Origin of the sequence: Pseudonocardia acidicola, from assembly GCF_012911935.1 — a bacterium.
Classification (GTDB): Bacteria; Actinomycetota; Actinomycetes; order Mycobacteriales; family Pseudonocardiaceae; genus Pseudonocardia; species Pseudonocardia acidicola.
Map to the genome: position 1 here is coordinate 1 of NZ_JAAXLA010000017.1, position 26,143 is coordinate 26,143.

The window sequence follows — 26,143 nt, forward strand, 5'->3', positions numbered from 1 at the left end:
TCCGCTGCGCCGGCTCGGGCATCCGGATGACATCACCCCGATGGTGCTGCTGTTGGCGTCTCCGCTGTCGTCCTGGACCACCGGTCAGGTGGTCTCGGTCAACGGCGGCTACGCGATGCCGTGAGCGACCGAGCCTGATCGGAGAGAAGGACGATGAGCGACGCTGAGGACACGGCCGGCTCCGGCAGCCTCGGCCGGAGCGTCCGCCGCAAGGAGGACCAGCGGCTGGTCACCGGCCACGGCCGGTACGTCTCGGATCTGCAGTTGCCGCGGATGAAGCACGTGGCGTTCCTGCGCAGCCCGATGGGGCACGCCCGGATCACCGGGGTGGACGTTGCTCAGGCGGAGGCGGCGGGGCACCGGGTGTTCACCGGGGCGGACTTCGCGGACGTGGTGCTGCGGGCGCGCTCGGCGTTGCCGTCGTACGTGGAGACCGACCAGCCGGTGCTGGCGCACGGGAAGGTGCGTTTCGCCGGGGAGCCGGTGGCCGCGGTGATCGCCGCCGACCGGTACCGGGCCGAGGACGCGTGCGAGCTGGTCGAGGTCGACTACGACCCGCTGCCTTCCACCGTGTGCGCCTGGGCCTCGCCCGAGGTGCCGGTGCACGACGCCGCGCCGGACAACGTGTTGCTGGAGCGCACGTTCGATGCCGGGTCGGTGGAGGAGGCGTTCGCCGAGGCGGCCGTGGTGGTCGAGCGCGAGCTGGTCACCAACCGGCACGCCGGGAACCCGATGGAGTGTCGCGCCGGGGTCGCGCTCTGGGACGGCACGGATCGCAAGCTGACGTTCTGGTCCGGCACGCAGGTCCCGCACATCGTCCGCAACATGATCGCCGAGCTGCTGGATCTGCCCGAGGGCAACGTCCGGGTGATCGCCCCCGACGTCGGCGGCGGGTTCGGCGTCAAGGCAGTGCTCTACCCGGAGGACGTGGCGCTCTGCCTGATCGCCCGGGCCATGCCCGGCGTGCCGGTGAAGTGGGTCGAGGACCGGGTGGAGCACCTGGCCGCCGCCACGCACGCCCGCGATCACCGGTATCTGATCAAGGCCGGGTTCGCCTCCGACGGCACCCTGCTCGGGTTGCAGGCCGACGTGTCCTGCAACGTCGGTGCGTACTCGGTGTATCCGTGGACCGCCGGGATCGAGCCGTTGATGGCCGGCGGGCTGCTGTCCGGGCCGTACCGGCTGGACAACTACCGCTGCACGGTGCGCGGCGTCGCGACCAACACCGCGCCGTCCGGCCCGTACCGCGGGGTGGCCCGGCCGGCGAGCGTGTTCGCGATGGAGACCGTGCTCGACGCCGCCGCCCGCGAGCTGGGCATGACCGGGGTGGACATCCGGCGCAAGAACGCGATCCGGCCCGAGGACATCCCGTACAAGATGCCCTCGCGCCTGGTCGACGACTCCGGGCATTACGGCGAGTGCCTGGACAAGGCCCTCGAGGCACTGGGCTACGAGGAGTTCCTGGCCGAGCAGGCGCGCCGCCGGGAGACCGGCGAGGCGCCCATCGGGATCGGGTTCGCGCTCTACAACGAGCTGACCGGGCTGGGCCGGGCCGCGAGCGCGGGGCCGCGGATGCCGTTCCGCACCGGGCACGACGCCTGCACCGTGCGGGTCAACCCGGACGGGCGGGTCACCGTGTTCTCCGGCGTGACCTCCCAGGGCCAGGGCCTGGAGACGACGATGGCCCAGATCGTCGCCGACGGCATCGGCGTGGACTACGACGACGTCGAGGTCCGCATCGGCGACACCGACACCTCGCTGTGGGGGTTCGGGGCGTTCTCCTCCCGGCAGGCCGTGATCGGCGGCGGGGCCGCGCACCGCACCGCGGTCGCGGTCAAGGACAAGGTCCTCGCGCTCGCCGCCGGCCTGCTGGAGGCCGCCGTCGATGATCTGCGCATCGAGAACGGGCAGATCAGCGTGGTCGGCGAGCCGAAGCCGCGGATCTCGGTCGCCGAGGTGGCGCGGGTGGCCTACCTGGAGTCCAACCGGCTGCCCGCCGGCATCGAGCCCGGCCTGGAAGCGACGCAGTTCTACGACCCGATCCGCGGCGCGTTCGCCGCCGGGGCGCAGGCCGCGGCGATCGAGGTCGACCGCACCACCGGTGAGCTGCGGATCCTCAAGTACGTCTGCGTGGAGGACGCCGGCCGGGCGATGCACCCGCAGATCGTCGACGGGCAGATCGCCGGCTCGATCGCCCAGGGCATCGGCGGCGCGATGTACGAGCACCTGGTCTACGACGACGACGGCAACCTCACCACCGGCACCCTGCTGGACTACCTGATGCCCACCACCGCCGAGATCCCCGAGTTGACCATCGGCCACGTCGCGCATCCCGCGGCCAACCCGCTCGGTGTCCGCGGCGTCGGTGAGGGCGGCACCCTCGGCCCCAACGCGGTGCTCGCCGGCGCGCTCGGCGACGCTCTCGGCATCAGCGTCGACACCCTGCCGATCACCCCGGCCTCGGTGTGGAAGGAGCTCCAATGATCGACGTGACCCTGCAGGACCGGGTCGGGGTGATCACCCTGGATCGGCCCGAGAAGCGCAACGCGCTCAACATCGAGCTGTGCCACCGGCTGCGCGAGGCCGTGGGCTCGGCGATCGACGGCGGCGCCCGGGCGCTGGTGATCACCGGGAACGGCACCAGCTTCTGCTCCGGCGCCGACCTCGGCGAGGTCTACACCGCCGACTTCCGCGACGCCCTCTACGCCATGCTGCACGTCGTCACCGATGCGCCCGTCCCGGTGGTGGCGGCGGTGAACGGTCCCGCGATCGGAGCCGGCACCCAGCTCGCGCTGGCCGCCGACCTGCGGGTCGCCGCGCCGACCGCGCTGTTCGGCGTGCCCACCGCCACGATCGGGCTCGCGGTCGACCCGTGGACCATCCGCCGGCTCGCCCTGCTCGCCGGCAACGGCACCGCCCGCGCCGTGCTGCTGGCCTGCGAACAGCTCGACGCGCAGCGGGCGCAGGCCTGCGGGCTCGTCGAGCGGCCCGGCGACGTCGCCGACGCGCTGGCCTGGGCGGCGGAGATGGCCGAGCTCGCGCCGCTGACCGTCGCCTACTCCAAGCGCGTGCTCAACGAGGTGTTCGAGCCGGAGCTCGACGTGAAGGAGCTGGACGCGGCGTTCGAGGGCTGCTGGGCCAGCGACGATTTCGCCGAGGGGCGCCGGGCCCGCACCGAGAAGCGCGCCCCGCGGTTCGAGGGGAGATGACCCGATGAAGTGCGCCCCGTTCGACTACGTCCGCGCGGCCAGTGTGGACGAGGCCGTCACGACGCTGGCCCAGGCCGACGGTGACGGCAAGATCCTCGCCGGCGGGCAGAGCCTGGTGCCGGTGCTCGCGCTGCGGATGGCCCGGCCGTCGGTGCTCGTCGACGTCAACCGCATCCCCGGCCTGGCCGGTGTCACCCCCGACGGGGACACGGTGCGGGTCGGCGCGCTGACCCGGCACAGCGCCCTGGTCCAGCAGACCCACCACCCGCTGCTGGCCGACGCGGCTCGCTGGATCGGTCACACCGCCATCCGGGCCCGAGGCACCGCGGGCGGCAGCATCGCGCACGCCGACCCGTCGGCCGAGCTGCCCGTCGTCGCCGTCGGCACCGGCGCGACCGTCACCGTCGCCGGCCCCGCCGGGACCCGGCAGGTCGCCGCCGAGGACCTGTTCGTCGGCGCGCTGATGACCGACCTGGCCGAGGACGAGATGCTCACCGAGGTCCGGTTCCCGTTGCCCACTCGCTGGGGCTTCGCCGAGTTCGCCCGCCGGCACGGCGACTTCGCGCTGGTCATGGCGGTGGTCGCGGAGATCGGGGGCGGCATCCGGATCGCGCTCGGCGGCATCGGCGCGGTCCCGGTCCGCGCCGAGGCCGGTGAGCGGGTGCTCGCCGACGGCGGATCCCTCCGCGAGGCCGCGGCCGCCGCCGCGGAGCAGCTCACGCCCACAGCCGACCTGCACGGCTCGGCCGACTTCCGGCGGGCCATCGCCGCCGAGATGATCCGGCGCGCGCTGACCCGGGCCGGGCTCTCCTAACCACCCTTCAGGAAGGACCTGGCGATGGACATCACCTTCAGCGTCAACGGCGAACGGGTGCACCTCGACGTCGAACCCCGGCACACCCTGGCCGACGTGCTGCGCGAGGACTGCGGGCTGACCGGCACCCACCTCGGCTGCGAGCACGGGGTCTGCGGCGCCTGCACCGTGCTGGTCGACGGCGAGCCCGCGCGGGCCTGCCTGATGTTCGCGGTGCAGGCCGACGGCGCGACGGTCACGACCGTCGAGGGCCTGGCCGGCGAGGACGGCGAGCTGCACCCGCTGCAGGAGGCGTTCGTCGCCCACCACGGCCTGCAGTGCGGCTTCTGCACCCCCGGCATGCTGATCAGCGCGATGCACCTGCTCGACACCGACCCGGAGCCCAGCCGGGACAAGATCCGCGAGGAGATGTCGGGCAACATCTGCCGCTGCACCGGCTACAGCGGCATCGTCGACGCGATCGAGGCCGCGGCGGGCGCGCTGCGCGGGACCGGCGCCGCGTCCTGACCGGCGCTCGCACCCCTGCGGTGCGGGTGATGGGCCAGGGCCCGGGGCCCCACGTACCTCGACGCAGGGGCGCGGCCGGTCAGGGGTGCGCGGCCCGCGGTGCCGGCTGCCCGGACGGCACGGACTGGCCGCCCATGATCGCGGCGACGGTGATCAACACCCCGGACGCGAAGAGCAGGACGCCGAGGACCCAGGTCAGCGCGACCACGCTGGCGAGCGGGAACGCCAGCACGATGATCCCCGCCAGCAGCGAGAACGCGCCCAGCACGGCGGTCCAGCCCCGGGACGGCACCTTGTGCCCGATGGCCCGGACGATGTCGACGATGCCGCTGATCACCCAGTACAGCCCGATCAGCAGGCCGACGACGACGATGGTCTGGAACGGGTGACGCAGGACGAGGATGCCGGCCAGGATCGCCAGCACGCCCAGCAGCACCACGAGCGTGCGCGCGCCGCCGCTCGCGTCGTCGATGGCGAACGCCGCGACGATCCGGAACACGCCGATCACCAGCAGTTCCAGGCCGATGATGATGGCCAGCACCGCCGCCGTCGGACCGGGCCAGAGCAGCACCAGGAGCCCGGCCACGATGGTCAGCACACCGAGGGCGATCGCCCACCCGCGTGAGCCGCCGACCCGGACGGCGGTGTCCGCGACGCGATCGCTGCGTGCGGAGCCCGTCGGTGAGTTCATCAGGCACCTCCACGGGGGGTGACCGGGTTCCATGCCCGGACCCACCGTCCTCCCGATGCCCGCTTTCGCCCTCACCCGGCGGGGATGAAGCCACGACGGCCTCCTGGCCCGGAACGGGCGTCACCGTCCATACAGGGCGAATCGCTGTGGCCGGAGTGGCCGGCGGTCATCGACCGGTCGCCGGCGGACGTGCGGCATCCCGGGGGTGACAGCCCGGTGCCCGATCGCTAGCCGGTCACCAGCAGCGGCTCGAACTCGCTCGGCAGCTGCGCTTTGACGTGCGAGAACTCCGTCCCAGAGATCGCCTCCCGCACCGTGGCCATCACCGCCCGGGCGTGCTCGCGGGCCACCTCGCGCGGTACCGCCTCGCGCTCGGCGAGCAGCCGCAGGAACTTGTCCAGCGACATCGGCCTCGGCTCCCCGCGGGAATGCTCCTTGCCGCGCCACAGCGGCGGGTGCAACCGGATCGACAGCTCGTGGATGAGGTCGTCGACGTCGCCGCCGGAGATGCGTTCGGCCAGCGTCTCGAGCGCGGCGTCGACGGCCTTGTGGGCGCCCCCGTCGTCGAGGCCGGCGCGCTGGGCCACCCGTCTGAAGAACGCGCCGCCCGGCACGTACTCCACCCAGTCCTGCTGCGCCAGGTCGAACAGCGGCCGGAAGTCCTGGGGCAGCTCGCGGGCCGCCGGGGCCAGTTCGTTGGGGGTCAGCAGCGCGCCCAGACCGTGGAACACGGCGCGGGTGTGGCGCTCGGCCGGGTCCAGATCGGTGCCTTCGCGTTCCCCGACACGCCGGAGGAACTGCTGCACGTCGATCGGGAGGATGGGGCTCTCGGTGATCCACTGTCGCATCTGTGCGGGCAGCAGGACGCGAAGCTCGGCGGCCCGGTCCGGCGCGATCCGTTCCGAGAACGTCTCGAGCGTGGCCCGGACGGCCCGTTCCGTGCCCGCCCGGTCCAACCGGGCCTTCTCCTGCACGATCGTCATGAACTGCTCGTCATCCACGGCTGGTCCTCGTCAATCGTTGTCGAGTGAGAGCTCCCGGTGCGCAGGTTGCCCACATTCGGAGCGCTTACCCCGTGACTCTCGACGGCCGTGTCGGCGACGGCGTCCGGGCCGGGGCGCGGGCGATACGCTGAGCGGTGGGGGCGGCGACGAACGGAGCGTGCGTGACGATGAGCGACGACGGGCTGGGTCGCCTTGCCCGCCCCGCCGCGGCACGCCTGGGCGGTACCCAGCAGCTCAGCGACCGGGTCGCCGCCTACCTGCGCGAAGCGATCATGGTCGGCGAGCTGGAGCCGTCGTCGTTCATCCGGATGGAGCACGTCGCGAGCCGGCTGGGGGTGAGCGCGACCCCGGTGCGCGAGGCGCTGATGATCCTGCACAGCGAGGGTGCCGTGCGCTGGGAGCCGCGGCGCGGTTTCCGGGTCGTCCCGCTGGATCGCCAGGACGTCGACGACCTGTTCGCCGTGCAGGCCTACATCGCCGGGGAGCTCGCGGCGCGCGCCGCGCAGATCCTGCCCGCCGAGGAGACGGCCGGGATCCGCGGTGTGCAGGCCGAGCTGGAGGCCGCCGCGGCGCGGGGCGAGGCCGCCCGCGTCGACGAGCTCAACCACGAGATCCACCGCACGATCAACCGGGCCGCGGGCGCCCACCGGCTGACCTCGATGCTGAACCTGTTCGTGCACTACGTGCCGCGCAACTACTACGGCCAGGTCCCCGGTTGGTCGGACGCGACGACGCACGACCACGAGGCGATCTTCGCCGCGCTCGAGGCCCGGGACCCCGACGCCGCCCGGGCCGCGATGACCGAGCACATCCGGCACATCGGTCGGCTGCTGTCCGAGCACCTGCAGGGCAAGGGTGTCTTCGACCGCGGGCGGGCGGTCGAGCGGGCGGGCTGAGCGCCCGCCCGCCGGGGATCTCCGGGGATCAGTCCAGTCCGCCGCGCTTGACGAGCTGGGCGGCGATGACATTGCGCTGGATCTCGTTGGTGCCCTCTCCGACGATCATCAGCGGGGCGTCGCGGAAGTAGCGCTCGACGTCGAACTCGCACGAGTAGCCGTAGCCGCCGTGGATGCGCACGGCGGTGAGCGCGATCTCCATGCCGACCTCGGAGGCGAACAGCTTGGCCATGCCGGCTTCCATGTCGCAGCGCTCGCCGGAATCGAACTTCTCCGCGGCGTAGAGCACGAGCTGGCGGGCGGCGGTGAGCTTGGTGGCCATGTCGGCGAGGTAGTTGCCGATGGACTGGTGCTGCCAGATGGGCTTGCCGAAGCTCTCCCGCTCCTGGGCGTAGCGCAGGGCGTCCTCGAACGCGGCCCGGCCGACGCCCAGGGCGCGGGAGGCAACCTGGATGCGGCCGGTCTCCAGGCCCTTCATCATCTGCGCGAAGCCGCGCCCCTGCTCGCCGCCCAGGACCGAGGAGACGGGCGTGCGGTAGTCGTCGAAGGTGAGCTCGCAGCTCTCGACGCCCTTGTAGCCGAGCTTGGGCAGGTCCCGGGACACGGTCAGCCCGGGGCCGTGCTCGACGAGCAGGATCGACACGCCCTTGTGCTTGGGCTCGGCCTTCGGGTCGGTCTTGCACAGCAGCGCGATGAGCTGGGAGCGCCGGGAGTTGGTGATCCAGGTCTTGGCCCCGTTCACCACGAACTCGTCCCCGTCGCGGCGTGCGACGGTGGTCATGGCCTGCAGGTCCGAGCCGCCGCCGGGCTCGGTCAGCGCCATCGTCGCGCGGATCGCACCGGTGGCCATCCGCGGGAGGTAGTGCTGCTTCTGCTGCTCGGTGCCGAAGGCGAGCAGCAGCTTGGAGACCACCGTGTGCCCGCCCATCGCGCCGGCCAGGCTCATCCAGCCGCGAGCGAGCTCCTCGGTGACCATCGCGTAGCAGGGCATCGAGACGGGGGCCTCACCGTAGGGCTCGGGGATGGCCAGCCCGAAGATGCCGAGTTCCTTCATCTGCTCGATGAGCTTCTCGGGGTACTCGTTCGCGTGCTCGAGCTCGCGCACCACGGGGCGGACCTCGCGGTCGACGAACTCCCGGACCGTCGCGACGACGGCCCGCTCCTCGGTGCTCAGACTGCTCACGATGGCCCCTTCGCCGGTTGTCGAGCGGGTGGTTCCATAGAATATATGGATCGTCGCGCCCGGGGCGGGCCACGGCGAGCGCCACGCCGGTGTTCGCCGGGCCGTTCATCCGGAGCGGGTGACGGCGAGCCGATGCAGGCGGTGTCACCGTTGACGCGTCCGCCGACGCGGCGGGGGAGCAGATCTCCGAGGAGAAGCCATGACCGCTGAAGCCGCCCCTCAGGACACGTTGAACAGCGTCGCGCAGGGTGACGCGCCCGTGCTCGAGCGCCTCATCTCGATGAACCTCGACTCGCTGAAGGACTCGGGTCTCGATGCGAGGACGTACTTCCTGACCCGGCTGGCTGCGCTCGTCGCCATGGACGCTGCACCGGTGTCGTACCTGATCAACCTCGGGCTCGCCGCCGACGCCGGGGTGACCATCGAGGAGGCGCAGGGGACGCTCGTCGCCATCGCGCCGGTCGTCGGCAGCGCGCGGGTGGCGTCGGCCGCGGGCAAGATCCTGCGGGCGTTCGGCCTGGCGGTGGCAGCCACAGAAGCAGCAGCCGAGGAAGAGGCCTGAGACGGGAGGCGCGATGCCGCACGCCGGCGGCGATGTCGAGCCCGGGCTCGGCCGCCGCGCCCTCGCGCACCTGATCGTGGCGGGGGCGCTCGGGTGCGCCGCCATCGCGGGGTGCGGGACCTCACCGGCGCCCTCGGCGGGGCCGGCGACGATCACCCCGACGGCGGCCGTCCCGGCGCCGGCCACCTCCACGGCATACTCCGCGGCGCTGTGCTCGGCGGCGGCACAGTTCCAGACCGCGGCCAATGCCATCGTGACCCTCGACGCCACCAAGGTGGGGACCGACGGCGTCAAGGCGGCCCTGCAGAACCTGCAGACCGCCGGGCGCAACCTGGTGGCCGCAGCCAAGGACCAGTTCGGTCCGCAGGTCGCCGGCGTCGAGCAATCGCTCGCGTCACTGCAGACAACGATCGCCGGGCTCAGCGATCAGCCCAGCCTGTCGGCCAAGCTCGGCGCACTCATCAGCTCGGTCAGCGATGTCGAGCAGGCCGCCGAGCCGATCGTGGCCAGTGTGCGAACGGGCTGCACCGGGGTGCCGGTGGTCGAGACGCCTCCGGCGTCCTGAGCGTTCGATCCCGACGCTGCCCGGCGGACCCACGTGCTGCGCATGAGCAGTGGACGCCGGGGTACCCGAGCCCGCGGCCGGGGTGCCCGGCGAGAAGTTCTCGAGGCTCGTGGGCCCGCCCGGGCCGCCGAAGGGAGGAACGTCTGATGCTTCCGCGCATCGACCGGCTCGTCACCTCCGGCACGGTCACGATCAACGACGAACCGCAGACCGTCGAGAACAACGTGTGGCTGCTCGGCGACGACACCGACGTCCTGGTCATCGACGCGGGCCACGACGCGGAGGCGATCCGGGAGGCCATCGGCGACCGTCGCCTGTTCGGGATCGCCTGCACGCACGGCCACCGCAACCACGTCGACCAGGCGCCGGCGGTGGCCGATTCCGTGGGCGGCCCGACCTTGCTCAACGCCGCCGACCAGCCGATCTGGGACGAGATCCACCCGAACCACGGACCCGACGGCGAACTGCCCCACGACGAGATCCTGCGGGTGGCCCACGTCGAGGTGCGGGTGCTGCACACGCCGGGGCACTCCCCCGGCTCCGTGTGTCTCTATGTGCCCGCGCTGCGGACCGTGTTCACCGGCGACACCCTGTTCAAGGGCGGCATCGGCCGGACCGACCTGCGGCTGAGCCACTTCCCGACGATCATCAACTCGCTGCGCGAACGCGTCCTGGCGCTGCCCCCGCAGACGCGGGTACTGCCGGGGCACGGTGACGAGACCACGGTCGCCGACGAGATCGACAACGTCGAGCTCTGGGCCGCTCGCGGTTCCTGACGCCGTTCAGGGCGTCGGGAAGGCGAACCCGTAGCCCTGTGCGGTCAGCCAGGGCAGCAGCTGTCCCAACGCCGCGACCGTCTGGTCGCGGGGCCCGCCGCCGTCATGCATCAGGATGATCGAGCCGGGTCGAACGTGCTGCTCGACGCGCGTCACGATCGCCGACATGCCCGGGCGCCGCCAGTCCTGGGGGTCGACCGACCAGCCCAGCGGCTGCAGTCCGTTCCGGGCGGCGGCGGCCTGCAGGGTCGGCGTCCAGTTGCCGCCCGGCGCCCGGAAGTACCGCACCGTGATCCCCGGGAGCCGTTGCCCCACGTCGGTGATCTCGGCGGTCATCCGGCTCACCGGGCGGGTGCCGAGCTGCAGGTCGTGGGTGCGGCTGTGGCTGCAGATCCGCATCCCGGCCGCGGCGACCCGGCGGGCCAGAGCGAGGTTCGCCTGCACCTGCGTGCCGATCATGCAGAACGTCCCCACCGCGTCGTAGCGGGCCAGCAGGGTGAGCACCATCGGGGTAGAGGTGGGATCGGGGCCGTCGTCGAAGGTGAGCGCCACCCGTCGCCCGTCGCCCTGGACGGTGGTCAGGACCGTCGCCTGCACCGCCGACTGCCCGACCGAGGGCTGGGCGGATGCGGCCTCCGCCGGCTCCGGGGCGACGAACCAGGCGATCAGGACCACCGCCGGCCCGGCGATCAGGGCGAGCACGATCCGGTGGCGGCTCTCTGTACCGAGCACGGCATCCTCCGTGACTGTGAGGCACTGAGAGTTCCGGTCCCTGTAGATAGGGCAGCGGGTGACACACCCGTTGACGTGCGGTGACGCGAATGCTACGAAGCGCCGCATCATTCGCTCGGCCCCATGGAGTTCCGATGCGCGACACCGAGACCGTGCAGCAGGCCCCCAGTGACCTCACCGCCCCGCTCGCCGTGCCGGATCACCTCACCGGCTTCGGTAACCACCACGTCACCGAGGCCGTCGCCGGCGCCCTCCCGGTCGGCCGCAACTCCCCGCAGCGCGCCCCGCTCGGCCTCTACGCCGAGCAGATCAGCGGCACCGCCTTCACCCGGCCGCGCGCGGCCAACGCCCGTACCTGGGTCTACCGGATCCGGCCGTCCGCGGCGCACCCGCCGTTCCACCGGATCGACAACGGGCTGCTGCGCACCGCGCCGTTCACCGAGGTCGAGCCGGACCCGAACCGGCTGCGCTGGAACGCGGTGCCGATCCCGGCTGAGCCGACCGACTTCCTCGACGGCCTGTTCACCGTGGCCGGCAACGGCGACGTCATGACCCACGCCGGCATCGGCGTGCACTGGTACCGCGCCAACCGGTCGATGGCCGACCGCTACGTCGTCGACGCCGACGGCGAGCTGCTGATCGTGCCCCAGCAGGGCCGGATCCTGCTGCACACCGAGCTCGGCCGCCTCGCGGTGGCGCCGACCGAGATCGCGGTGGTCCCGCGGGGCATCCGGTTCCGGGTGGAGCTGCTCGACGACGCCGCGCGCGGCTACGTCTGCGAGAACTACGGCGCCCCGTTCACGCTGCCCGAGCGCGGCCCGATCGGCGCCAACGGGCTGGCGAACGAGCGCGACTTCCGCTACCCGGTGGCCGCCTACGAGGACCGCGAGGAGCCGGTGCAGGTCGTGCAGAAGTTCGGCGGCAACCTGTGGGCCGCCGACTACGACCACTCACCGCTCGACGTCGTCGCCTGGCACGGCAGCTACGCCCCCTACGCATACGACCTGACCAGGTTCATGGCCATCGGCACGATCAGCTTCGACCACCCCGACCCGTCGATCTTCACGGTGCTGACGTCACCGACCGACACCCCCGGCCTCGCGAACGCCGATTTCGTGATCTTCCCGCCGCGCTGGCTGGTCGGCGAGGACACGTTCCGCCCGCCGTGGTTCCACCGCAACATCATGAGCGAGTTCATGGGCCTGGTCCACGGCGTCTACGACGCCAAGGCCGAGGGCTTCGTGCCCGGCGGGGCGAGCCTGCACAACACGTTCGCCGCGCACGGCCCCGACGCCGAGACCTACGCGCGGGCGAGCACGGCCGAGCTCGTCCCGCAGAAGGTCGGCGACACGCTCGCGTTCATGTTCGAGAGCCGCTGGACGATCGTGCCCACCGCGGCCGCCCTCGCCGCGCCGCACCGGCAGCACGGTTACGACGCCGTGTGGGCCGGACTGCGCCGGGAGTTCCGGACGCCGTGACCGCCTCCGCTGCGCTACGCCGGCCGGATCGACGCCGCAGCCGGCCGGGCTGCTGGGCGCGGACCCGGCCGATCCGGTCCTGCTGTCCACCAGCCTGGTCTTCGACGCCGGCGACGTCGTCGACACCGCATTGATCTACTACCGCGGCGACCGGTTCCGGTTCACCGTGAGCGTCGATCTGTCCTGAACGCCGGTCGGCCGGCGCGGAATAGGCCGGAGGACGGTGGCCGCCGCCGGCGACCCCGACGATGCTGGACCGGCAGGGGACCTTGCCGAGGGGGGATCACAGGCGATGTTGGAGATCCGCGTGCTGAGCGAGCAGCGGGTCGTCGGCGGGCCGGCTTCGGGGGGACGCCCACCGTCGTCCCGTGCGCTCGCGTTGCTGGCCTACCTCGTCCTGCATGCCGGGGCTCCGCAGGCCAGGTCCCGTCTCGCGGGGCTCTTCTGGCCCGACTCCGGCGAGTCACAGGCACGCACGAACCTGCGACGGGAACTGCACAACCTCCGCTCGCTGCTCGGCGACGACCCCTCGTTGGTGGTCGAGTCGGCGAGCCTGCGCTGGCAGGACACCCCGTCCTGCCGGGTCGATGTCCGCGTCTTCGCCGTCGAGCGGGAGGCGGCGCTGGCGGCGCGGTCGGCGCAGGACCGGGACGGACGCCTCCTGCACGCTGAAGCCGCGATCGCGGAGTACCGCGGCGAGCTCTTGCCGGGGATGCACGACGACTGGGTGCACGACCAGCGCGAGCGGCTGCGCCGGGAGTGCGTGGACCTGTGCGACGTGGCCGTCGGCATCCGGCGCGACCGCGGCCAGCGCATCAGGGCGGCCGAGATCGCCCGGCGGCGGATCCGGCTCGAGCCGCTGGAGGAGGCCGGTTACCGGGCTCTGATGGAGCTGCAGGCTGCGTCCGGGGACCTGGCGGCGGCGATCAGTACCTACCACCGTTGCGCTGCCCTGCTGGAGCAGGAACTCGGCGTCGGTCCGGACCCGGAGACCACCGCGATGGTGGAGCGGTTGCTGGGCCGGCGCGGCGGCTCCGCGCCGGCGCGGGCCGTGGCGGCCGGCGGGTCACGACGGATCGGTGCCGCCGGCGCAGGTCTGATCGGACGGGACCGCGAGGTGGGGTTGCTCCTGCAGCGATGGCACCAGGCCGGCTGCGGGAGCAGCGGGCTCGTCGTGGTGTCGGGGGAGGCCGGCGTGGGGAAGAGCCGGCTGGTCGCGGAGCTGACCGCCGTGGCCGGGGCCGACGGTGCGGTGGTCGCGACGACGCGCTGCTTCGCGCTGTCCGGCCGGCTCGCCCTCGCTCCGATCGCGGAGTGGTTGCGCGGCAGCCGGCTGCAGGAGGCAGTCGCCGCGTTGGAGCCGGTGTGGCGGGTCGAGGTCGAGCGGCTGGTCCCGGATCCGGTCCCGATCCGGCGGGAGACCCCGGCTGTGAGCCGGACCCGTCCGGTGGCCGGCGCCCGGGCGGTGGTCGACGCCTGGCAGCGGCACAGGTTCTTCGAGGGGCTGGCCCGCGCTGTGCTCTCCGCGAACCGGCCCACTCTCCTGGTGCTCGACGACCTGCAGTGGTGCGACCAGGAGACGGTGGCATGGCTGGCCTTCCTGCTGGGCTTCGCCGGGGACGCGCGCCTGCTGGTGGCCGCGACACTGCGCTCCGAGGAGTTGGAGCAGAACCGGGACGTCGCCACCGCGCTGCGGTCGTTGCGATCCGCGGGGCGAATCACCGACCTCCCGCTCGGGCCCCTTGATCCGGCCGGCACCGGGCAGCTTGCGGCGTCGTTGCTGGGCCGTACGGTCGACGCCGCCGAACAGGCCCTCCTGCACGCCACCACCGGGGGCTATCCGCTGTACGTCGTGGAGGCCGCCCGCAGTCTGCCCGACCAGGCCGGCTCCGGGCAGCCGTTGCCGGCTGCGGACCTGCAGGCCGTTCTCCGCCATCGGCTGGAGCAGGCCTCGCCCGCCGCCCAGGAGGTGGCCGGGCTCGCCGCGGCCTTCGGGCGGGACTTCAGTCTCGACCTGCTCAGCGAGGCCGGCGATCTCGAACCGGAGGCCCTGGTCGGGGCGGTGGACGAGCTGTGGCGCCGGCGCATCCTGCGCGAGCAGCGCGGTGGCTACGACTTCTCCCACGACCTGCTTCGCGACGCGGCCTACGCCTCGGTCAGCCCGGCGCGCCGCTGGTTGCTGCACCGACGGCTGGCTCAGGGGCTCGAGCTGCTGCACGCCGGACACCTCGACGACGTGGCCGCGCAGCTCGCCGAGCAGTACGACCGCGGCGGGCGTTCCGATCGTGCACTGCACTATTTCGCGCGGGCCGCCGAGGTGGCCGCCGCGGTGTTCGCGCACGCCGAGGCGGTCCGGCACCACCGTCGCTGCCTGGACCTGGTGAGGCGGTTGCCGGCCGGGCGCGATCGGGACCGGCGCGAGCTGGAGGTGCTGCAGGCCATGTCGGCGCCGCTGAACGCTGCCCGTGGGTACTCCTCGCCCGACCTGCAGGCCACCCTGGAGCGCTCGGTCACGCTCGCTCAGCGGCTGGACCGCCCGCAGGCGTTGCTGCGCAACCTGGTCGGGTTGTTCGCGGTGCGCTTCGTGCAGGGACACGTCGCGCAGTCGCATCAGCTCGCGACCCGCGCGCTCGCGCTCGACGGGGCCGACCCCGCCGCCGCCGGACAGGCGCACTTCGCGTTCGCCGGGTCGGCGACGACCCTCGGCAGGCCGGGGATCGCCGTCGAACACTTCGACCTCGCCATCCAGCTGTCGACGGGCGAGATCTCGCTCGTCGTCGGCAACCGCCCCGAGGTTCACGCGCAGGCGTGGGCCGCGCACGCCCACTGGTTGCTCGGCAACGACGACCAGGCCGCCCTCCGGTGCGCCGATGCCGTCGAGCGCGGCCGGGCGGCGGACCACCCCTACAGCCTCGCCATCAGCCTCGCCTACGCAGCCATCACGCATCAGGTCCGTGGCGACACGGTGGCTCTGCGGGCCGTTGCCGAGGAGCTGCGCAGGCTGTGCCGACGGTACGAGTTCGCCTACTACGGCGAGTGGGCCATGATCATGGAGGGCTGGGCGGCCGGTGGCGAGCGCGGTGTCACCCGCATCGAGGAGGGCATCGGCCGGCTGCGATCGCGGGGGGCGTACGCCCGGATGCCGTACTGGCTGTCCTTGCTCGCGCAGCTGCTGATCGGTTGTGGGCGGCCCGATGCCGCACGCGCCGTACTCGACGCGGCGCGGGCGAGCGCGGAGCAGCGCGGCGACCGCTGGTGGCTCCCGGAGGTGCTGCGGCTGCGGGCCGGCCTGGAGCCGGGTGCGGCGGTGGACATGCTCCGCCGCGCCGCGGACCTCGCGGTCGAGCAGCGCAGCCGGGCCCTGGAAGCACGATGCCGCGCCGACCTGGCCGGCAGCGGCGTTCGCGATGCCGATCCGCCCGGCTCGCGAGGCGAACGCTGAGCGAACGCCCCGTCCCTAGCGTCGTGGCCCGGATGCAGCTCCTCAGTGGAGCCACCGGAAGGAGACGGAGCGCCATGACCGCGACAACCGCGCCGACCACGACCGAGAACCGCTCGACACCCCCCTACGCCGAGCTTGCGGCCGTCCTGCGCGGGCCGATGATCAGCCCCGGGGACCCGGCGTACGACGAGGCCCGCGCCGTCTACAACGCCATGATCGACAGGAGCCCGGCGGCGATCGCCCGATGTGTCGATGCCGCCGATGTCATCGCCTGCGTACGGTTCGCCCGGCAGCACGGGGTCGACCTCGCGGTGCGCGGTGGCGGGCACAACGCCGGCGGCCTGGGTGTCTGGAACGACGCCCTGGTCATCGATCTGTCCCCGATGCGCAGCACCACCGTCGACCCGGCGGCGCGCACCGTACGGGTTGACGGCGGCTGCACGTGGGGCGACGTCGACCACGCGACGGCGGCGTTCGGAATGGCCACCCCGTCCGGCTTCATCAGCTCCACCGGGGTCGGTGGGCTCACCCTCGGCGGCGGCATCGGTTACCTGGCCCGGCGCTTCGGGCTCACCGTGGACAACCTGCTCTCGGCGGATGTGGTGCTGGCCGACGGCACGCTGGTGACCGCCAGCAGCGAGTCGCATCCCGACCTGTTCTGGGCGTTGCGCGGCGGGAACGGGAACTTCGGTGTCGTCACCTCGTTCCGCTTCGCCTGCCATGACATCGGTGAGCACGGCGCCGTCATCGGCGGACCGGTGCTGTACGACCTCGCCGATACCGAGACGGTGATGCGGTGGTACCGCGACCTGCTGCCGTCGCTGCCGGAGGAGCTCAACGGCTGGATCGCGCTGCTCACCATCCCGCCCGCGCCGCCGTTCCCCGAACAGCTGTGGGGCCGCAGGTCCTGCGGCATCGTCTGGTGCTACACCGGTCCCCACGACAAGGCCGCCGAGGTGCTGGCTCCCGTCCGCGAGTTCGGCTCGCCGCTGCTGGACGGGCTGCACGAGGTGCCCTTCACGGTGCTGCAGAGCGCCTTCGACGCGCTCTACCCGCCAGGTCTGCAGTGGTACTGGCGGGCGGACTTCTTCCAGGACATCTCCGACCGGGCGATCGAGGTGCATCGCAAGTACGGCGAGCAGTTGCCGACCGGCCACTCGACGATGCACCTGTACCCCATCGACGGGGCTGCCGCGCGGGTGTCCGATGAGGCAACCCCGTTCGCCTACCGCAACGGCGGCTGGGCCGGAGTGATCGTCGGTGTCGATCCCGACCCGGCGAACGCCGGCCTCATCACCGAGTGGACCAAGCGGTACTGGGAGGAGCTGCATCCCGAGTCGGCCGGCGGCGCCTACGTCAACTTCATGATGGAGGAAGGACCGGACCGCGTCCGCGCCGCGTACCTCGGCAACTACGACCGCCTCGCCCGGGTCAAGGAGCGGTACGACCCGGAGAACCTCTTCCACATCAACCAGAACATCCCGCCGGCCCGGTGATCAGGAGTTGAACGGAACCCGACGGTCACCCCGTAGAACCCGAGCCAACGCCGGGCCGGTTCGGCTCGCCGGCCGAGGCTCTTCCCCGGCTCCGGGAAGAAGTTGTTCGACCGGTGGAACGCCAACGAGCCAGATTTAACGGAGAGCGACGGCAGAACGGCCAAATGCCACCCGGGGGACGAAGCTATAGAAAGGTTTCTATAATTCGTTCTCGTCGGCGACGATTCCCATGGGCGCCGAATGGCGGGAGGACATCGATGAATCGTCACGGCCGGGTGGGCGGGCGGCATGGACGAAAAGGTGCGCGCCGGCGACCGCGCCGGGGGTGTGGCGCGGTCACCGGCCGCGTGTCGGTCAGGCGTTCGCGACGTCGAGGCCCTCGGTGCGGGTCCCGTTCACCGCGCCTGCCACCGGCGCGGATTCGTGCAGCGGGTTGTCGGCGTACGGCGGGGGCGGCGAGTTCCAGTAGGTCTCGTCGAGCCCGCGGATCTCGTCGGCCTCGGTGACGCGCAGGCCGATGGTCTTCTCCAGGCCCAGGATCACCAGCAGCCCGCTGACTCCGGCGACGGCCACGATGACCACGACGCCGATCGCCTGCCAGCCGAGGTTGATCGTCGCGTGCTGCGGTGCGTAGGCGCCCGTCAGGTCGAAGTACCCACCGGTCTTGTCGCCCCACCCGACGATGCCGGCGACCAGCGCCGAGTAGATGCCGCCGCCGAGCGCCAGCGGAACGATCTTCTTGTCGTCGATGCCGAAGCGGACCAGGAGCCGGTAGGTGCCCCAGACCACGAACGACGCGACGAACGAGACGATCAGGATCTGCCACGGCTTGCCGATGTCCAGTGACGCGCCGGCCCCGATGTAGCCCGCTGCCACGCCGATCAGCGCCATGAGCGGGTTCCGCGTGCGGTAGGCGATGATCGCGCCGCCCAGTCCGCCGCCGACGTAGGACATGAAGATGTTGAGTGTGACGATCCCGAATCCGCTCGTGGTCATCGAGATCCCGAGGTAACCCGTACCGGGGACGATGTACCCGCAGCCGAGGAAGGCGAACGGCGCCGCGAACATCAGCACGGTGACTCCGAAAGCGCTCCAGCCCAGGTTCTGCGGGACCGGGCCGGTGGTCGTGGGGTGTGCCGAGAAGGTTCCGAGCCGCGGTCCGGCCCGCCAGGCGAGGATGAGCGCCCACACACCGACCACGATGTAGAGCGAGTAGGTGCCGATGTAGTCGTGCACGCCGCGGTTGGTCAGCGGGCTCGCCGAGCCCCAGGTCAGGTACAGTGCGATCGGCACGACGAGCCCGCCCGCCACGGCCGCGACGATGTACATCGGGACCGCCTTGACGCGCTCGAGGCCCGCCGAGTGCAGCAGTGCTCCGGCCACCGCGCCGTAGGCCATGAAGAAGGCCATGAACACCTGGAACACGTCGGCCTGCGGGGAGACGCTCGGGTCCAGCTGCTGGGAGAAGTGCGTGACGTCGGGGCCGAACAGCCACCAGTCCGAGAGCGCCTGGGTGATCGGATGCGGGACGGCCAGCGCCTGGTAGTACTGGATCTCCCAGATCGCGTAGCCGATGACCGAGAGCGCACCACCGGCGAGCAGCGCGCAGACGAGTTTCTGCAGCCACGTGTCGAGCATGTTCTTGCGCCGTACCAGGCCGGCGTCGATGAGGCCGACCGCCCCGACGACGAATAGCAGGCAGACCGTCGCCACGGCGTAGAAGATGTCCTGCAGATAGGACTCTTCGGACACCTGGTCCTTGAATATGTCCGTAACGGACAAACCTGACGAGATCAGGACTGAATGCACTGGCGTCTTCCTCCGTATGGTGGTTGGTCCGCTCGAGAGCGGAGGAGGTCGTGCACTAGAAAGCATTATGGTCGTGATCTGCGACACGCGCTGTCAAGGCCTGATCGGTACGAAGAAAGAAACGTTTATGTTTCGGGCGCGTGGCCGCTGCGCAATTCATCCGAGTTCGGGACCTTTGCCTTGTTCTCCCCGGCAGGCCACTGCCCGGACCTACCCCCGGGGCGGGAGCTGTTCAGCTTTGCCATCGCCGACGTGGGACGCGGCCGAGCCGTTGATCGACGTCCGCTGCCACCATCTGCGCAGCCGGCATCCCCACCGAGTTGCCCGGCTGGGCGCCCGAGGCGCTGCTTGGTACCGCCGGCCGGGCCGGGCATCCTGGTAACGGACGGGCCCGGGAGAGCAGCGCCCCGGCGATGTCGGTGTACGACGGCTCCGTGACCGCTGCGGATGCCGATCCACTTTCTGTCGAGAAACGCAGGTTCCGGGCGTAGCATCATTGCCGTCGCGAATTCCTCGAGTCGTCGGATCAACTGGGGTGACGCACTGTCATGACACCGGATCTGTCCCTGTCGAACCTGTGGACGATCAGGCACGCCGAAACGGAGTCGAACCGGAAAAACGTGTTCATGGGCGGCCTCGACGTCCCCGCGACGGCGGCCGGGCTGAGGCAGGCCGCCGCGCTCGGCGGGAGCCTGCGGGGGCAGTTCGACCACGTGTTCTCGTCTCCGCTGGCCAGAGCGGCCGCGACGGCTGCGGCGCTGTTCCCCGGTGTACGGATCACCCACGATGATCGTCTGCGGGAGCGTGGCCTGGGAGTTTGGGAGGGTCTACCGAAGGCCGACGTCCGGCGCGAGCAGCCGTGGGCGTTCCCGAACGCGCACCTGGACGTGTGCTACACCCCACCCGGCGGCGAGGAGTTGGACAGTCTGCTCGCCCGGGTCGGGAGTTTCCTCGCCGACATCGCGCCGCTGGCGCGGACCTCGCGGGTGCTCGTGGTCTCGCACAACGGATGGATCCGGACGGCCCAGTACCTGTCCGCCGAAGCGAGTCTGGACGATTTCCACGCCTTTCCGGTTGCGCAGCTGGTGCCGACCCCGATGCGCATTCGGTGAGAGATGCCGAACGGCCGCCGGTCGTTGACCGGCGGCCACCCGGAACCGGGGGTCAGTACATCATCCGCGGATCGTCGTAGTACTTGAATTCGAGCAGATTGTTCGAGGGGTCGGAGAGCACGAAGGTCTCGTGCTCCTCGGCGCGGCCGGCGAAGCGGTGGAAGGGCTCGGCGAAGAACGTCAGTCCGCGGGTGCGGGCCAGGCGCAGCAGCCGCTCCCAGTCCTCACGGTGCCGGAAGGTCACCCCGAAGTGCCGCGGGTAGAGCTCGGGGGCCTCGTCCACCCGGTCGGACAGATGGCACACGACCTGATCGCCGAAGAAGTCCAGCGTGATGCGGTCGTCGTAGCGGCGGGCCAGCTTGCAGCCGAGGCCGGTGACGTAGAACTCCTGCGCCTCGTCGAGGTCTGCAGCGGGGATGGCCATGTGGAACACGTCGTCGGAGGAGCGCATCACATTCCCGTCGGCAGAGTGTCGGACCGCAGCCCGAGCCGCAGCGTCTCCAGTGCGATCACGTCGTCGGCCCGGATGTTGCCCAGGTTCACCGACGGACCGAGCCGGCGGATGAAGTAGGTCTGCAGTTCCTTGTTCGGGGCCTCGAACAGCAGCCGATCGGTCGGCACGCCGGAGTCGAGGATCTCCTCGATGAGGTCGTCGCGGGGCCGGCCGTCGGGGCGGCAGATCCCGCTGCGGCCGCTCTCCCGGGCCTCCGCGGTCACCAGGTGCGCGCCGGCGGCCAGGTCCTCCTGGATGTAGGAGATCCACTGCGCCGAAGCCAGCGCCTCGGACCGGCCGCTGTCCTTGAAGCCGACCTCGCTGATCACGACGAACTCGTCGGCCAGCCGGGCCACCCAGCGTGCCTTCTCGGTGTTGTCCATCGCGACGGTGCCGTTGGAGACCTCGACGTGGGTCGCACCCATCGTCCGACACAGCTCCCGCCACTCCGCGACCATCCCCTCGACCGCGTAGCGCTCGAACAGCGTGCCGCCGAAGTAGAAAGCGATACCGGCCGACCTCAGGATGTCGATCTTTCGCTTGATGTCCTTGGTGATCAGGCCGGTGCCCCAGCCGAACTTCACCAGGTCGACGTGCTCGCCGATGCTGTCCACCGCGTCCTCGAACAGGCCGGTGAACAGGCCGGGGTCGATCATCATCGTCAGGCCCCGTTTCCGGGGCTTGACCTCCCGATGAGGTAGGTCGAGCTGGGTGTGGATCACGTCAAACCTCCCTGTGCCGGCTCGCCGCCCACTGTGCTCGGTGCAGCTGGGCGCGAACCCGTGCGTGTGCTGTCAGGATGCTGTGAACGCCGGCGGGAGCGGCCCTTGCCGGTGAGGATCAGGCTCAGCGGGGTGAGCCGCAGCAGTTCCACCGCCGCCAGCGACGCGATCACGGCCACGACGTACACGGCGAACGTCGACCACGGCGCGGGCAGGTGCGAGGCCACCGAACCCGCGCCGCCGACCGTCAGCGCCCACAGGAAGACGGGGTGGACGAGGAACACGCCGAAGGAGCGGTCGGAGGCGCGTTCCACGAACCGGGAACCGAGGCCGCCGGCCCGCCGGTCGGTCCACGCCGCGCCCAGGGCGTAGAACACCGCGACGACGGCGACGCACCACGGGATCATCACCGGCTGGAAGACGTCGGTGGCGAACACCGCGCCGACCCCGCTCGCGACCGACCACTGGTACCAGCCCTCGGCCGCGGCCCCGGTCACGACGAACGCGACAGCCAGGACGGCCGGGTGGGCGCGGACCCACGCGTCGACCTGCTCGTGGTGCAGCGCGACCACCCCGCCGAGCACCAGGAAGAACTGGTAGCTGCCCACGAAGGATCCGGCGTAGGGCAGCACCGCCGCCACCCACCCGGTGGGCGTCGGGTCGTGCAGCACGATGTCGATCACGACCTGCAGCGCGGCGCTCGCCGCGACGAGCAGTCCGTGCCGGCCACGGGTGGCCGCCAGCAGTCGCTGGAACAGCGGGAACACCAGATAGAACTGCATCGAGACGAGCAGGAAGTACAGGTGGAACCAGGCCGTCCCGGTGAGCAGGTTGCGCACGAGCACCGCCAGGGCCTCGCCGGCCGGCAGCGGCGCGGTGCTCAACGCGATCCCGGTGTACAGCGCCGACCAGACCACGTAGGGCACCCCGACCAGCAGGAAACGGCGCCGCCAGAACGGCGCGACCCGCAGGCCACCGGTGCGGTAGCGGTGCACCAGCACGAACGCGGTGAGGACGAAGAACGCCTCCCGGGTGAAGTGCAGCAGCATCACCGCGGCGCCGCCGGGCACGCTGTCGATCGGGTTGACCGTCGACACCGTGTGCACCGCGATCACGCAGGCGAACGTCAGCACCCGGACCAGGTCGGCCGCGTAGACGTGCCGCGCCCGGGAGGCCCGCCCCGGGCGGGTGGCCGTCTCCTCGCTCATCCGCCCACCATGGCCGACTCCTCGGCGAGCTGCTCACGCAGGGCCCGCCTGCGCACCTTCCCGGTGGGCCCGACGGGGAAACCGCGGACCACCCGGATCTCCGCCGGCCGCTTGAACCGGCTCAGCTGTTCCGCGCACCGTTCGTCCAGCCGGCGGACGAGCTCGGCAGCGTCGGCGTCGTCGAGCCCGGTGCGGACACAGGCGACCGGCACCTGGCCGAGCACCTCGTCCGGGCGGGCCACGACGACCGCCTCGACGACCTCCGGCTCGCGGAGCAGCACCTCCTCCACCTCCCGGGGGTGCACCAGCTCGCCGCCCCGGTTGACCACGTCATCCGCCCGTCCGGCCAGGTAGAGGTACCCGTCGGCGTCACGGTGGCCCAGATCGGCGGTGTCCAGCCAGCCGGCATCGTCGAACGAGTCGGCGGCCGCGCCGCCGGCGTAGCCGCGGATCACACCCGCGCCCCGGATCCGCACCCGGCCGACCACCCCCGGCGCGCACCGGGTCCCGTCGGGCCCCACCACCTCGAGCTCGACGTCCACCGGGAGCCCGGCGGATCCGGGCCGGGGCGGGGCGTCCAGCGGCGTCGCGGTGATCTGGCTCGCCGCCTCGGTCATCCCGTAGCTCTCCACCACCGGCACCCCGGTGCGGGCGGTGACGAGCTCGCGCACCGCGGCCGGCAGCGGCGCCGACGCCGAGCGGATGAACCGCAGCCCGGGTGGCACCACGGGGACGTCCTCGCGGGCGAGGATCGTGAGGATGGCCGGCACGGCGTTGACCCAGGTGATGTCCCGGTCGACGAGCAGCTGCCAGAACCCGGTGCGGTGGAAGCGCCGGTCCAGCACCAGCGTGGCCCCGGCGATCAGCGTGGCCAGCAGGCCGACCACCTGCCCGTTGATGTGGAACAGCGGGAGCGGGTTGTAGCCGCGGTCGCCGGCGCCGAGCCGGTTGTGCCGGGCGACGGCCTGCCCGACGTGCAGCAGCTGGTGCTCGGTGAGCACGACGGTCTTGGGCGCGCCGGTGGAGCCCGACGTCAGCAGCGCGGCCGAACCCTCGGGCCGCCGCGCGTGCGCGGGCGGGGCCGGCTCATCCGCCGGCTCGGCGGGCCGGCCGCTGCCGGGGTCCACCCGCACGCCGGCCCGATCGGCCCGGTCGGTGACGACGAGCGCCGGGCGCAGGGCGCGCCGCGCCCGTTCGACCTCGGCCGGCGGACATGCCGGGTCGATGGGGGCCGAGCAGCGTCCGGCGGCGATCACCGCGAGGTGGACGACGGCGAAGGCCAGCGGGTCGTCGACGTCGACGAGCACCCGGGCACCGGGCGGTGTGCCCGCGGCGTCGAGCGTGCGGGCCCAGGCGTCGGCCGCCGACGCGAGGGCGGCGTAGTCGACGACGCGGTCGCTGCGCGCGTCGGCCACGAACCGGTGGCCCGGTGTGCCGGCGGCGCGGGCGGCCAGCAGATCGCACAAGCGGATGCCCATGGCACCGCAGATTGGCCTATCCAGCTGAGAGAGAGCTGTGTACGGCGGGCCGATGTGATGCGGTTGACCGGGCTGCTGCCCGGACGAGCGGCCGGGGCGCATACTCAGGCCCGTGATGGGGGGGAAGCGCCCGTGGCGGCGCGGCCGTGGCGAGGGGCGCAGGATGCTCATGCCCCGGCTGCTGCTGGTGCTCGTGCTGCTCACGACGACGGTGGCGCTGGCCGTGGGACTGACCGGTGGCGCGGGGACCCAGCCGGTGGCGGCCGCGTCCGGCGGGGTGGCCACGATGGCCGCGGCAGCACCGTCCGACCTGGTCAGCGACGTGCACTCGGCCGTCGTCGGCGGCGTGCAACGCACCTACCTCACGGTCGTCCCGGCGGGCGCCACCGGCCCGCTCCCGCTGCTCGTCGTGCTGCACGGGCGCGGCCAGTCGCGGCAGACCGTCGTCGACCAGACCGGGTTCCTCCGGCTGGCCGAGCAGCGGCAGGCGGCGCTGGTCTACCCCGACGGACTGCAACGGTCGTGGAACGCCGGCCACGGCTGCTGCGGCGCCGCCGGCGCCCGGGGCAACCCCGATGTGGCGTTCGTCTCCACCGTCGTGGCCGCCGTGCTGCACACCCTGCCCGTCGACGTCCACAGGGTCTACGTCGCCGGGTTCAGCAACGGCGGCAAGCTGGCCTACAGCGCGGTGTGCGCGCACCCGGCGCTGTTCGCCGCGGTCGCCACCTACGGCTCGGTCCCGCTGACGCCGTGCCCGGCCGGCGCCCCGCCGGTGCCGGCCTTCCTCGCGGCGGGCGCCCACGACGTCATCCTGCCCTACAACGGGGCACCCCACGGGCATCCGCCGCTACCGCCGGTGCGCACCGCCGTGGCCTGGCTGCGGGCCCAGGACGGGTGCACCGGCGCCGCGCAGGTCAGCACGGTCGGCCCGGCGACGGTTCAGCACTGGACCAGATGCCGCGCCGGCGCCGAGGTGGAGTCGGTGCTGTACCCGGGCCTCGGGCACACCTGGCCCACCAGGCAGCTGGTCGGCCGCCAGGCCTCCGCGGAGGCGCTGATGTGGCCGTTCCTCAGCCGCCACCGGCTGGCGACGGCGAGTGCGACCCCGGCGTTGCCGCCGGCGCCCCACCACCCCGCCGCCCTGTAGATCCGCGCCGGCGCCCCGGCGTCAGGACCGCCCGTCGCGGTGGCCGAGGCTGCGGACCTGGGTGCGCAGGATCTGGCCGAGCTGGTCCTGCCGGCCCTCCATCTGCCCGGGCGTCCCCGCCAGGCCCACCGCGGCGACCACCCGGCCGTCCTCGCGCACCGGGGTCGCGACGGCCCACACCTCGGGGTTCATGTGCCCGCGGGTCGTCGCGACGTCCTCGGAACGGATCGTGTTGAGCTCGGTGAGGAAGCCGTCGACGTACTGCTGGTCGGCCGGGTCGAGCCCGTTGAGGTAGGCGTAGAGCTCGCGCTTGTCGAGGTTGGCGAGCAGCACCCGGCCGGTCGCGGTGCGGATCAGCGGCCGGTGGATGCGGGTCTCGGTGGCGTAGGCGTGGGCGGGGGAGTCGGTCGCGTAGTCGATGTAGATGACATCGCGGCCGACCATGACCCCGAGCAGCACCGTGCACCCGGTCATGTCGAGCAGCGTCTCGAGATCGTCGTGCCGGACCACGCTGACCGGCGGGCGGTCGGCGAGCAGGTTGAGCACGTAGGGCGCCGGCCCGAGGACGAACCGGCGGCCCTGCTCGGTGAGATAGCCGACCGCGGCCAGGCCGTTGACCAGGCCCTGGACGGAGCTGATCGGCGCGCCGACGCGCTGGGCGATCTCGGTGAGGCTCAGCCCGCCGTGTTCGCGGGCCGCGAGCTCGAGGATCTGTGCGATGCGGTCCACCGTGCGGTGGTTGCGGCGCCGGGACCGCGCGGGCGACGGGGCCGGTGCGCCGGCCGTCGGGGCGGGGTTCATGCCAGCTCTCCGTTCCGC

Annotated in this window: 24 protein-coding genes and 1 pseudogene; 15 read left to right on the forward strand and 10 right to left on the reverse strand. The window is 72.2% G+C overall.

What is annotated here, in order from left to right; all coding sequences use genetic code 11:
• The first annotated feature begins 4 nt into the window (after positions 1–4).
• Genes HF526_RS11405 through HF526_RS11425 form a run of 5 tightly spaced genes read left to right on the forward strand, consistent with a single transcriptional unit; the run spans position 5 to position 4,530 of the window.
• Positions 5–124: an SDR family oxidoreductase gene (locus HF526_RS11405; protein ID WP_275403969.1), complete on the forward strand. Its 120-nt coding sequence runs from the start codon at positions 5–7 to the stop codon at positions 122–124.
• Positions 125–153: 29 nt separating this feature from the next.
• Positions 154–2,484: a xanthine dehydrogenase family protein molybdopterin-binding subunit gene (locus HF526_RS11410; RefSeq protein ID WP_169381363.1), complete on the forward strand. Its 2,331-nt coding sequence runs from the start codon at positions 154–156 to the stop codon at positions 2,482–2,484.
• Positions 2,481–3,209 (forward strand): enoyl-CoA hydratase, encoded by a 729-nt coding sequence (locus tag HF526_RS11415; RefSeq protein WP_169381364.1) that lies wholly within the window; start codon positions 2,481–2,483, stop codon positions 3,207–3,209. Before HF526_RS11410 ends, HF526_RS11415 begins: the two co-directional genes overlap by 4 nt.
• A gap of 4 nt (positions 3,210–3,213) precedes the next feature.
• On the forward strand, positions 3,214–4,023 hold the full coding sequence (locus HF526_RS11420) for an FAD binding domain-containing protein (RefSeq protein ID WP_169381365.1): 810 nt from the start codon (positions 3,214–3,216) through the stop codon (positions 4,021–4,023).
• Between the two features lie 24 nt (positions 4,024–4,047).
• Entirely contained in the window at positions 4,048–4,530 is a 483-nt protein-coding gene (locus HF526_RS11425) for a (2Fe-2S)-binding protein (RefSeq protein ID WP_169381366.1), read from the forward strand.
• Positions 4,531–4,609: 79 nt separating this feature from the next.
• Here HF526_RS11425 and HF526_RS11430 read toward each other — a convergent pair whose 3' ends face one another.
• Positions 4,610–5,221 carry an HdeD family acid-resistance protein gene (locus HF526_RS11430; RefSeq protein ID WP_169381367.1) on the reverse strand — a complete coding sequence of 204 codons (612 nt, stop codon included), beginning with the start codon at positions 5,219–5,221 and terminating at the stop codon, positions 4,610–4,612.
• Between the two features lie 227 nt (positions 5,222–5,448).
• Positions 5,449–6,222: a DUF2267 domain-containing protein gene (locus HF526_RS11435; protein ID WP_169381368.1), complete on the reverse strand. Its 774-nt coding sequence runs from the start codon at positions 6,220–6,222 to the stop codon at positions 5,449–5,451.
• Between the two features lie 170 nt (positions 6,223–6,392).
• Between HF526_RS11435 and HF526_RS11440 the strand changes: the two genes are divergently transcribed.
• Positions 6,393–7,121 carry a GntR family transcriptional regulator gene (locus HF526_RS11440; RefSeq protein ID WP_169381439.1) on the forward strand — a complete coding sequence of 243 codons (729 nt, stop codon included), beginning with the start codon at positions 6,393–6,395 and terminating at the stop codon, positions 7,119–7,121.
• Positions 7,122–7,149: 28 nt separating this feature from the next.
• Here the strand turns inward: HF526_RS11440 and HF526_RS11445 are convergent, their stop codons facing one another.
• On the reverse strand, positions 7,150–8,304 hold the full coding sequence (locus HF526_RS11445; RefSeq protein ID WP_169381369.1) for an acyl-CoA dehydrogenase family protein: 1,155 nt from the start codon (positions 8,302–8,304) through the stop codon (positions 7,150–7,152).
• A 199-nt stretch (positions 8,305–8,503) separates the two neighbouring features.
• On the opposite strand from HF526_RS11445, the gene HF526_RS11450 reads away from it, so the two are divergent.
• The 3 genes from HF526_RS11450 to HF526_RS11460 all read left to right on the forward strand — a co-directional run bounded on the left by HF526_RS11450 (position 8,504) and on the right by HF526_RS11460 (position 10,207).
• On the forward strand, positions 8,504–8,866 hold the full coding sequence (locus tag HF526_RS11450; protein ID WP_169381370.1) for a carboxymuconolactone decarboxylase family protein: 363 nt from the start codon (positions 8,504–8,506) through the stop codon (positions 8,864–8,866).
• A gap of 13 nt (positions 8,867–8,879) precedes the next feature.
• Positions 8,880–9,431, forward strand: coding sequence for a hypothetical protein (locus HF526_RS11455; protein WP_169381371.1), 552 nt, complete (start codon positions 8,880–8,882; stop codon positions 9,429–9,431).
• A gap of 146 nt (positions 9,432–9,577) precedes the next feature.
• Positions 9,578–10,207 (forward strand): MBL fold metallo-hydrolase, encoded by a 630-nt coding sequence (locus HF526_RS11460; protein WP_169381372.1) that lies wholly within the window; start codon positions 9,578–9,580, stop codon positions 10,205–10,207.
• Positions 10,208–10,213: 6 nt separating this feature from the next.
• Here the strand turns inward: HF526_RS11460 and HF526_RS36315 are convergent, their stop codons facing one another.
• On the reverse strand, positions 10,214–10,939 hold the full coding sequence (locus HF526_RS36315) for a polysaccharide deacetylase family protein (RefSeq protein WP_211177069.1): 726 nt from the start codon (positions 10,937–10,939) through the stop codon (positions 10,214–10,216).
• A gap of 134 nt (positions 10,940–11,073) precedes the next feature.
• On the opposite strand from HF526_RS36315, the gene hmgA reads away from it, so the two are divergent.
• The 4 genes and pseudogenes from hmgA to HF526_RS11485 all read left to right on the forward strand — a co-directional run bounded on the left by hmgA (position 11,074) and on the right by HF526_RS11485 (position 17,355).
• A complete protein-coding gene (gene hmgA / locus HF526_RS11470) occupies positions 11,074–12,417 on the forward strand; it encodes a homogentisate 1,2-dioxygenase (protein ID WP_169381373.1) in 1,344 nt (447 codons plus the stop codon).
• A gap of 40 nt (positions 12,418–12,457) precedes the next feature.
• Positions 12,458–12,604 (forward strand): annotated as a pseudogene (locus tag HF526_RS37365) (UTRA domain-containing protein); the annotation flags it as partial.
• A gap of 105 nt (positions 12,605–12,709) precedes the next feature.
• Positions 12,710–15,859: an ATP-binding protein gene (locus HF526_RS11480; RefSeq protein ID WP_169381374.1), complete on the forward strand. Its 3,150-nt coding sequence runs from the start codon at positions 12,710–12,712 to the stop codon at positions 15,857–15,859.
• Positions 15,860–15,933: 74 nt separating this feature from the next.
• Positions 15,934–17,355 (forward strand): FAD-binding oxidoreductase, encoded by a 1,422-nt coding sequence (locus tag HF526_RS11485; RefSeq protein ID WP_169381375.1) that lies wholly within the window; start codon positions 15,934–15,936, stop codon positions 17,353–17,355.
• A 354-nt stretch (positions 17,356–17,709) separates the two neighbouring features.
• Here HF526_RS11485 and HF526_RS11490 read toward each other — a convergent pair whose 3' ends face one another.
• Positions 17,710–19,107, reverse strand: a complete 1,398-nt coding sequence (locus tag HF526_RS11490) for an ammonium transporter family protein (RefSeq protein ID WP_169381376.1) — start codon at positions 19,105–19,107, stop codon at positions 17,710–17,712.
• A gap of 605 nt (positions 19,108–19,712) precedes the next feature.
• Here HF526_RS11490 and HF526_RS11495 point away from each other — a divergent pair.
• Positions 19,713–20,276, forward strand: coding sequence for a histidine phosphatase family protein (locus tag HF526_RS11495; protein WP_169381377.1), 564 nt, complete (start codon positions 19,713–19,715; stop codon positions 20,274–20,276).
• A gap of 52 nt (positions 20,277–20,328) precedes the next feature.
• On the opposite strand, the gene HF526_RS11500 is transcribed toward HF526_RS11495, so the two are convergent.
• From HF526_RS11500 to HF526_RS11515, 4 genes are read right to left on the reverse strand one after another with little or no spacing between them, the layout of a single operon-like run.
• Positions 20,329–20,727 carry a VOC family protein gene (locus tag HF526_RS11500; protein ID WP_169381378.1) on the reverse strand — a complete coding sequence of 133 codons (399 nt, stop codon included), beginning with the start codon at positions 20,725–20,727 and terminating at the stop codon, positions 20,329–20,331.
• A complete protein-coding gene (locus tag HF526_RS11505; protein ID WP_169381379.1) occupies positions 20,727–21,491 on the reverse strand; it encodes a phosphosulfolactate synthase in 765 nt (254 codons plus the stop codon). The genes HF526_RS11500 and HF526_RS11505 overlap by 1 nt, the downstream gene beginning before the upstream one ends.
• On the reverse strand, positions 21,488–22,699 hold the full coding sequence (locus HF526_RS11510) for an acyltransferase (protein ID WP_169381380.1): 1,212 nt from the start codon (positions 22,697–22,699) through the stop codon (positions 21,488–21,490). The genes HF526_RS11505 and HF526_RS11510 overlap by 4 nt, the downstream gene beginning before the upstream one ends.
• Positions 22,696–24,177 carry an AMP-binding protein gene (locus HF526_RS11515; RefSeq protein WP_169381381.1) on the reverse strand — a complete coding sequence of 494 codons (1,482 nt, stop codon included), beginning with the start codon at positions 24,175–24,177 and terminating at the stop codon, positions 22,696–22,698. The genes HF526_RS11510 and HF526_RS11515 overlap by 4 nt, the downstream gene beginning before the upstream one ends.
• 163 nt (positions 24,178–24,340) lie before the next feature.
• Here HF526_RS11515 and HF526_RS11520 point away from each other — a divergent pair, with 163 nt between their 5' ends.
• Positions 24,341–25,324: a CE1 family esterase gene (locus tag HF526_RS11520; RefSeq protein ID WP_169381382.1), complete on the forward strand. Its 984-nt coding sequence runs from the start codon at positions 24,341–24,343 to the stop codon at positions 25,322–25,324.
• 21 nt (positions 25,325–25,345) lie between these two features.
• Here HF526_RS11520 and HF526_RS11525 read toward each other — a convergent pair whose 3' ends face one another.
• A complete protein-coding gene (locus HF526_RS11525; RefSeq protein WP_169381383.1) occupies positions 25,346–26,125 on the reverse strand; it encodes an IclR family transcriptional regulator in 780 nt (259 codons plus the stop codon).
• Positions 26,126–26,143: the final 18 nt, after the last annotated feature.

Coding starts and splice junctions, on each gene's coding strand:
- HF526_RS11485 (WP_169381375.1), top strand. CDS start 15,934: ATGACCGCGACAACCGCGCCGACCACGACCGAGAACCGCTCGACACCC.
- HF526_RS11455 (WP_169381371.1), top strand. CDS start 8,880: ATGCCGCACGCCGGCGGCGATGTCGAGCCCGGGCTCGGCCGCCGCGCC.
- HF526_RS11415 (WP_169381364.1), top strand. CDS start 2,481: ATGATCGACGTGACCCTGCAGGACCGGGTCGGGGTGATCACCCTGGAT.
- HF526_RS11430 (WP_169381367.1), bottom strand. CDS start 5,221: ATGAACTCACCGACGGGCTCCGCACGCAGCGATCGCGTCGCGGACACC.
- HF526_RS11515 (WP_169381381.1), bottom strand. CDS start 24,177: ATGGGCATCCGCTTGTGCGATCTGCTGGCCGCCCGCGCCGCCGGCACA.
- HF526_RS11480 (WP_169381374.1), top strand. CDS start 12,710: ATGTTGGAGATCCGCGTGCTGAGCGAGCAGCGGGTCGTCGGCGGGCCG.
- HF526_RS11420 (WP_169381365.1), top strand. CDS start 3,214: ATGAAGTGCGCCCCGTTCGACTACGTCCGCGCGGCCAGTGTGGACGAG.
- HF526_RS11500 (WP_169381378.1), bottom strand. CDS start 20,727: ATGCGCTCCTCCGACGACGTGTTCCACATGGCCATCCCCGCTGCAGAC.
- HF526_RS11525 (WP_169381383.1), bottom strand. CDS start 26,125: ATGAACCCCGCCCCGACGGCCGGCGCACCGGCCCCGTCGCCCGCGCGG.
- HF526_RS11440 (WP_169381439.1), top strand. CDS start 6,393: ATGAGCGACGACGGGCTGGGTCGCCTTGCCCGCCCCGCCGCGGCACGC.
- HF526_RS11450 (WP_169381370.1), top strand. CDS start 8,504: ATGACCGCTGAAGCCGCCCCTCAGGACACGTTGAACAGCGTCGCGCAG.
- HF526_RS11425 (WP_169381366.1), top strand. CDS start 4,048: ATGGACATCACCTTCAGCGTCAACGGCGAACGGGTGCACCTCGACGTC.
- HF526_RS11520 (WP_169381382.1), top strand. CDS start 24,341: ATGCTCATGCCCCGGCTGCTGCTGGTGCTCGTGCTGCTCACGACGACG.
- HF526_RS11510 (WP_169381380.1), bottom strand. CDS start 22,699: ATGAGCGAGGAGACGGCCACCCGCCCGGGGCGGGCCTCCCGGGCGCGG.
- HF526_RS11460 (WP_169381372.1), top strand. CDS start 9,578: ATGCTTCCGCGCATCGACCGGCTCGTCACCTCCGGCACGGTCACGATC.
- HF526_RS11495 (WP_169381377.1), top strand. CDS start 19,713: ATGACACCGGATCTGTCCCTGTCGAACCTGTGGACGATCAGGCACGCC.
- HF526_RS11410 (WP_169381363.1), top strand. CDS start 154: ATGAGCGACGCTGAGGACACGGCCGGCTCCGGCAGCCTCGGCCGGAGC.
- hmgA (WP_169381373.1), top strand. CDS start 11,074: ATGCGCGACACCGAGACCGTGCAGCAGGCCCCCAGTGACCTCACCGCC.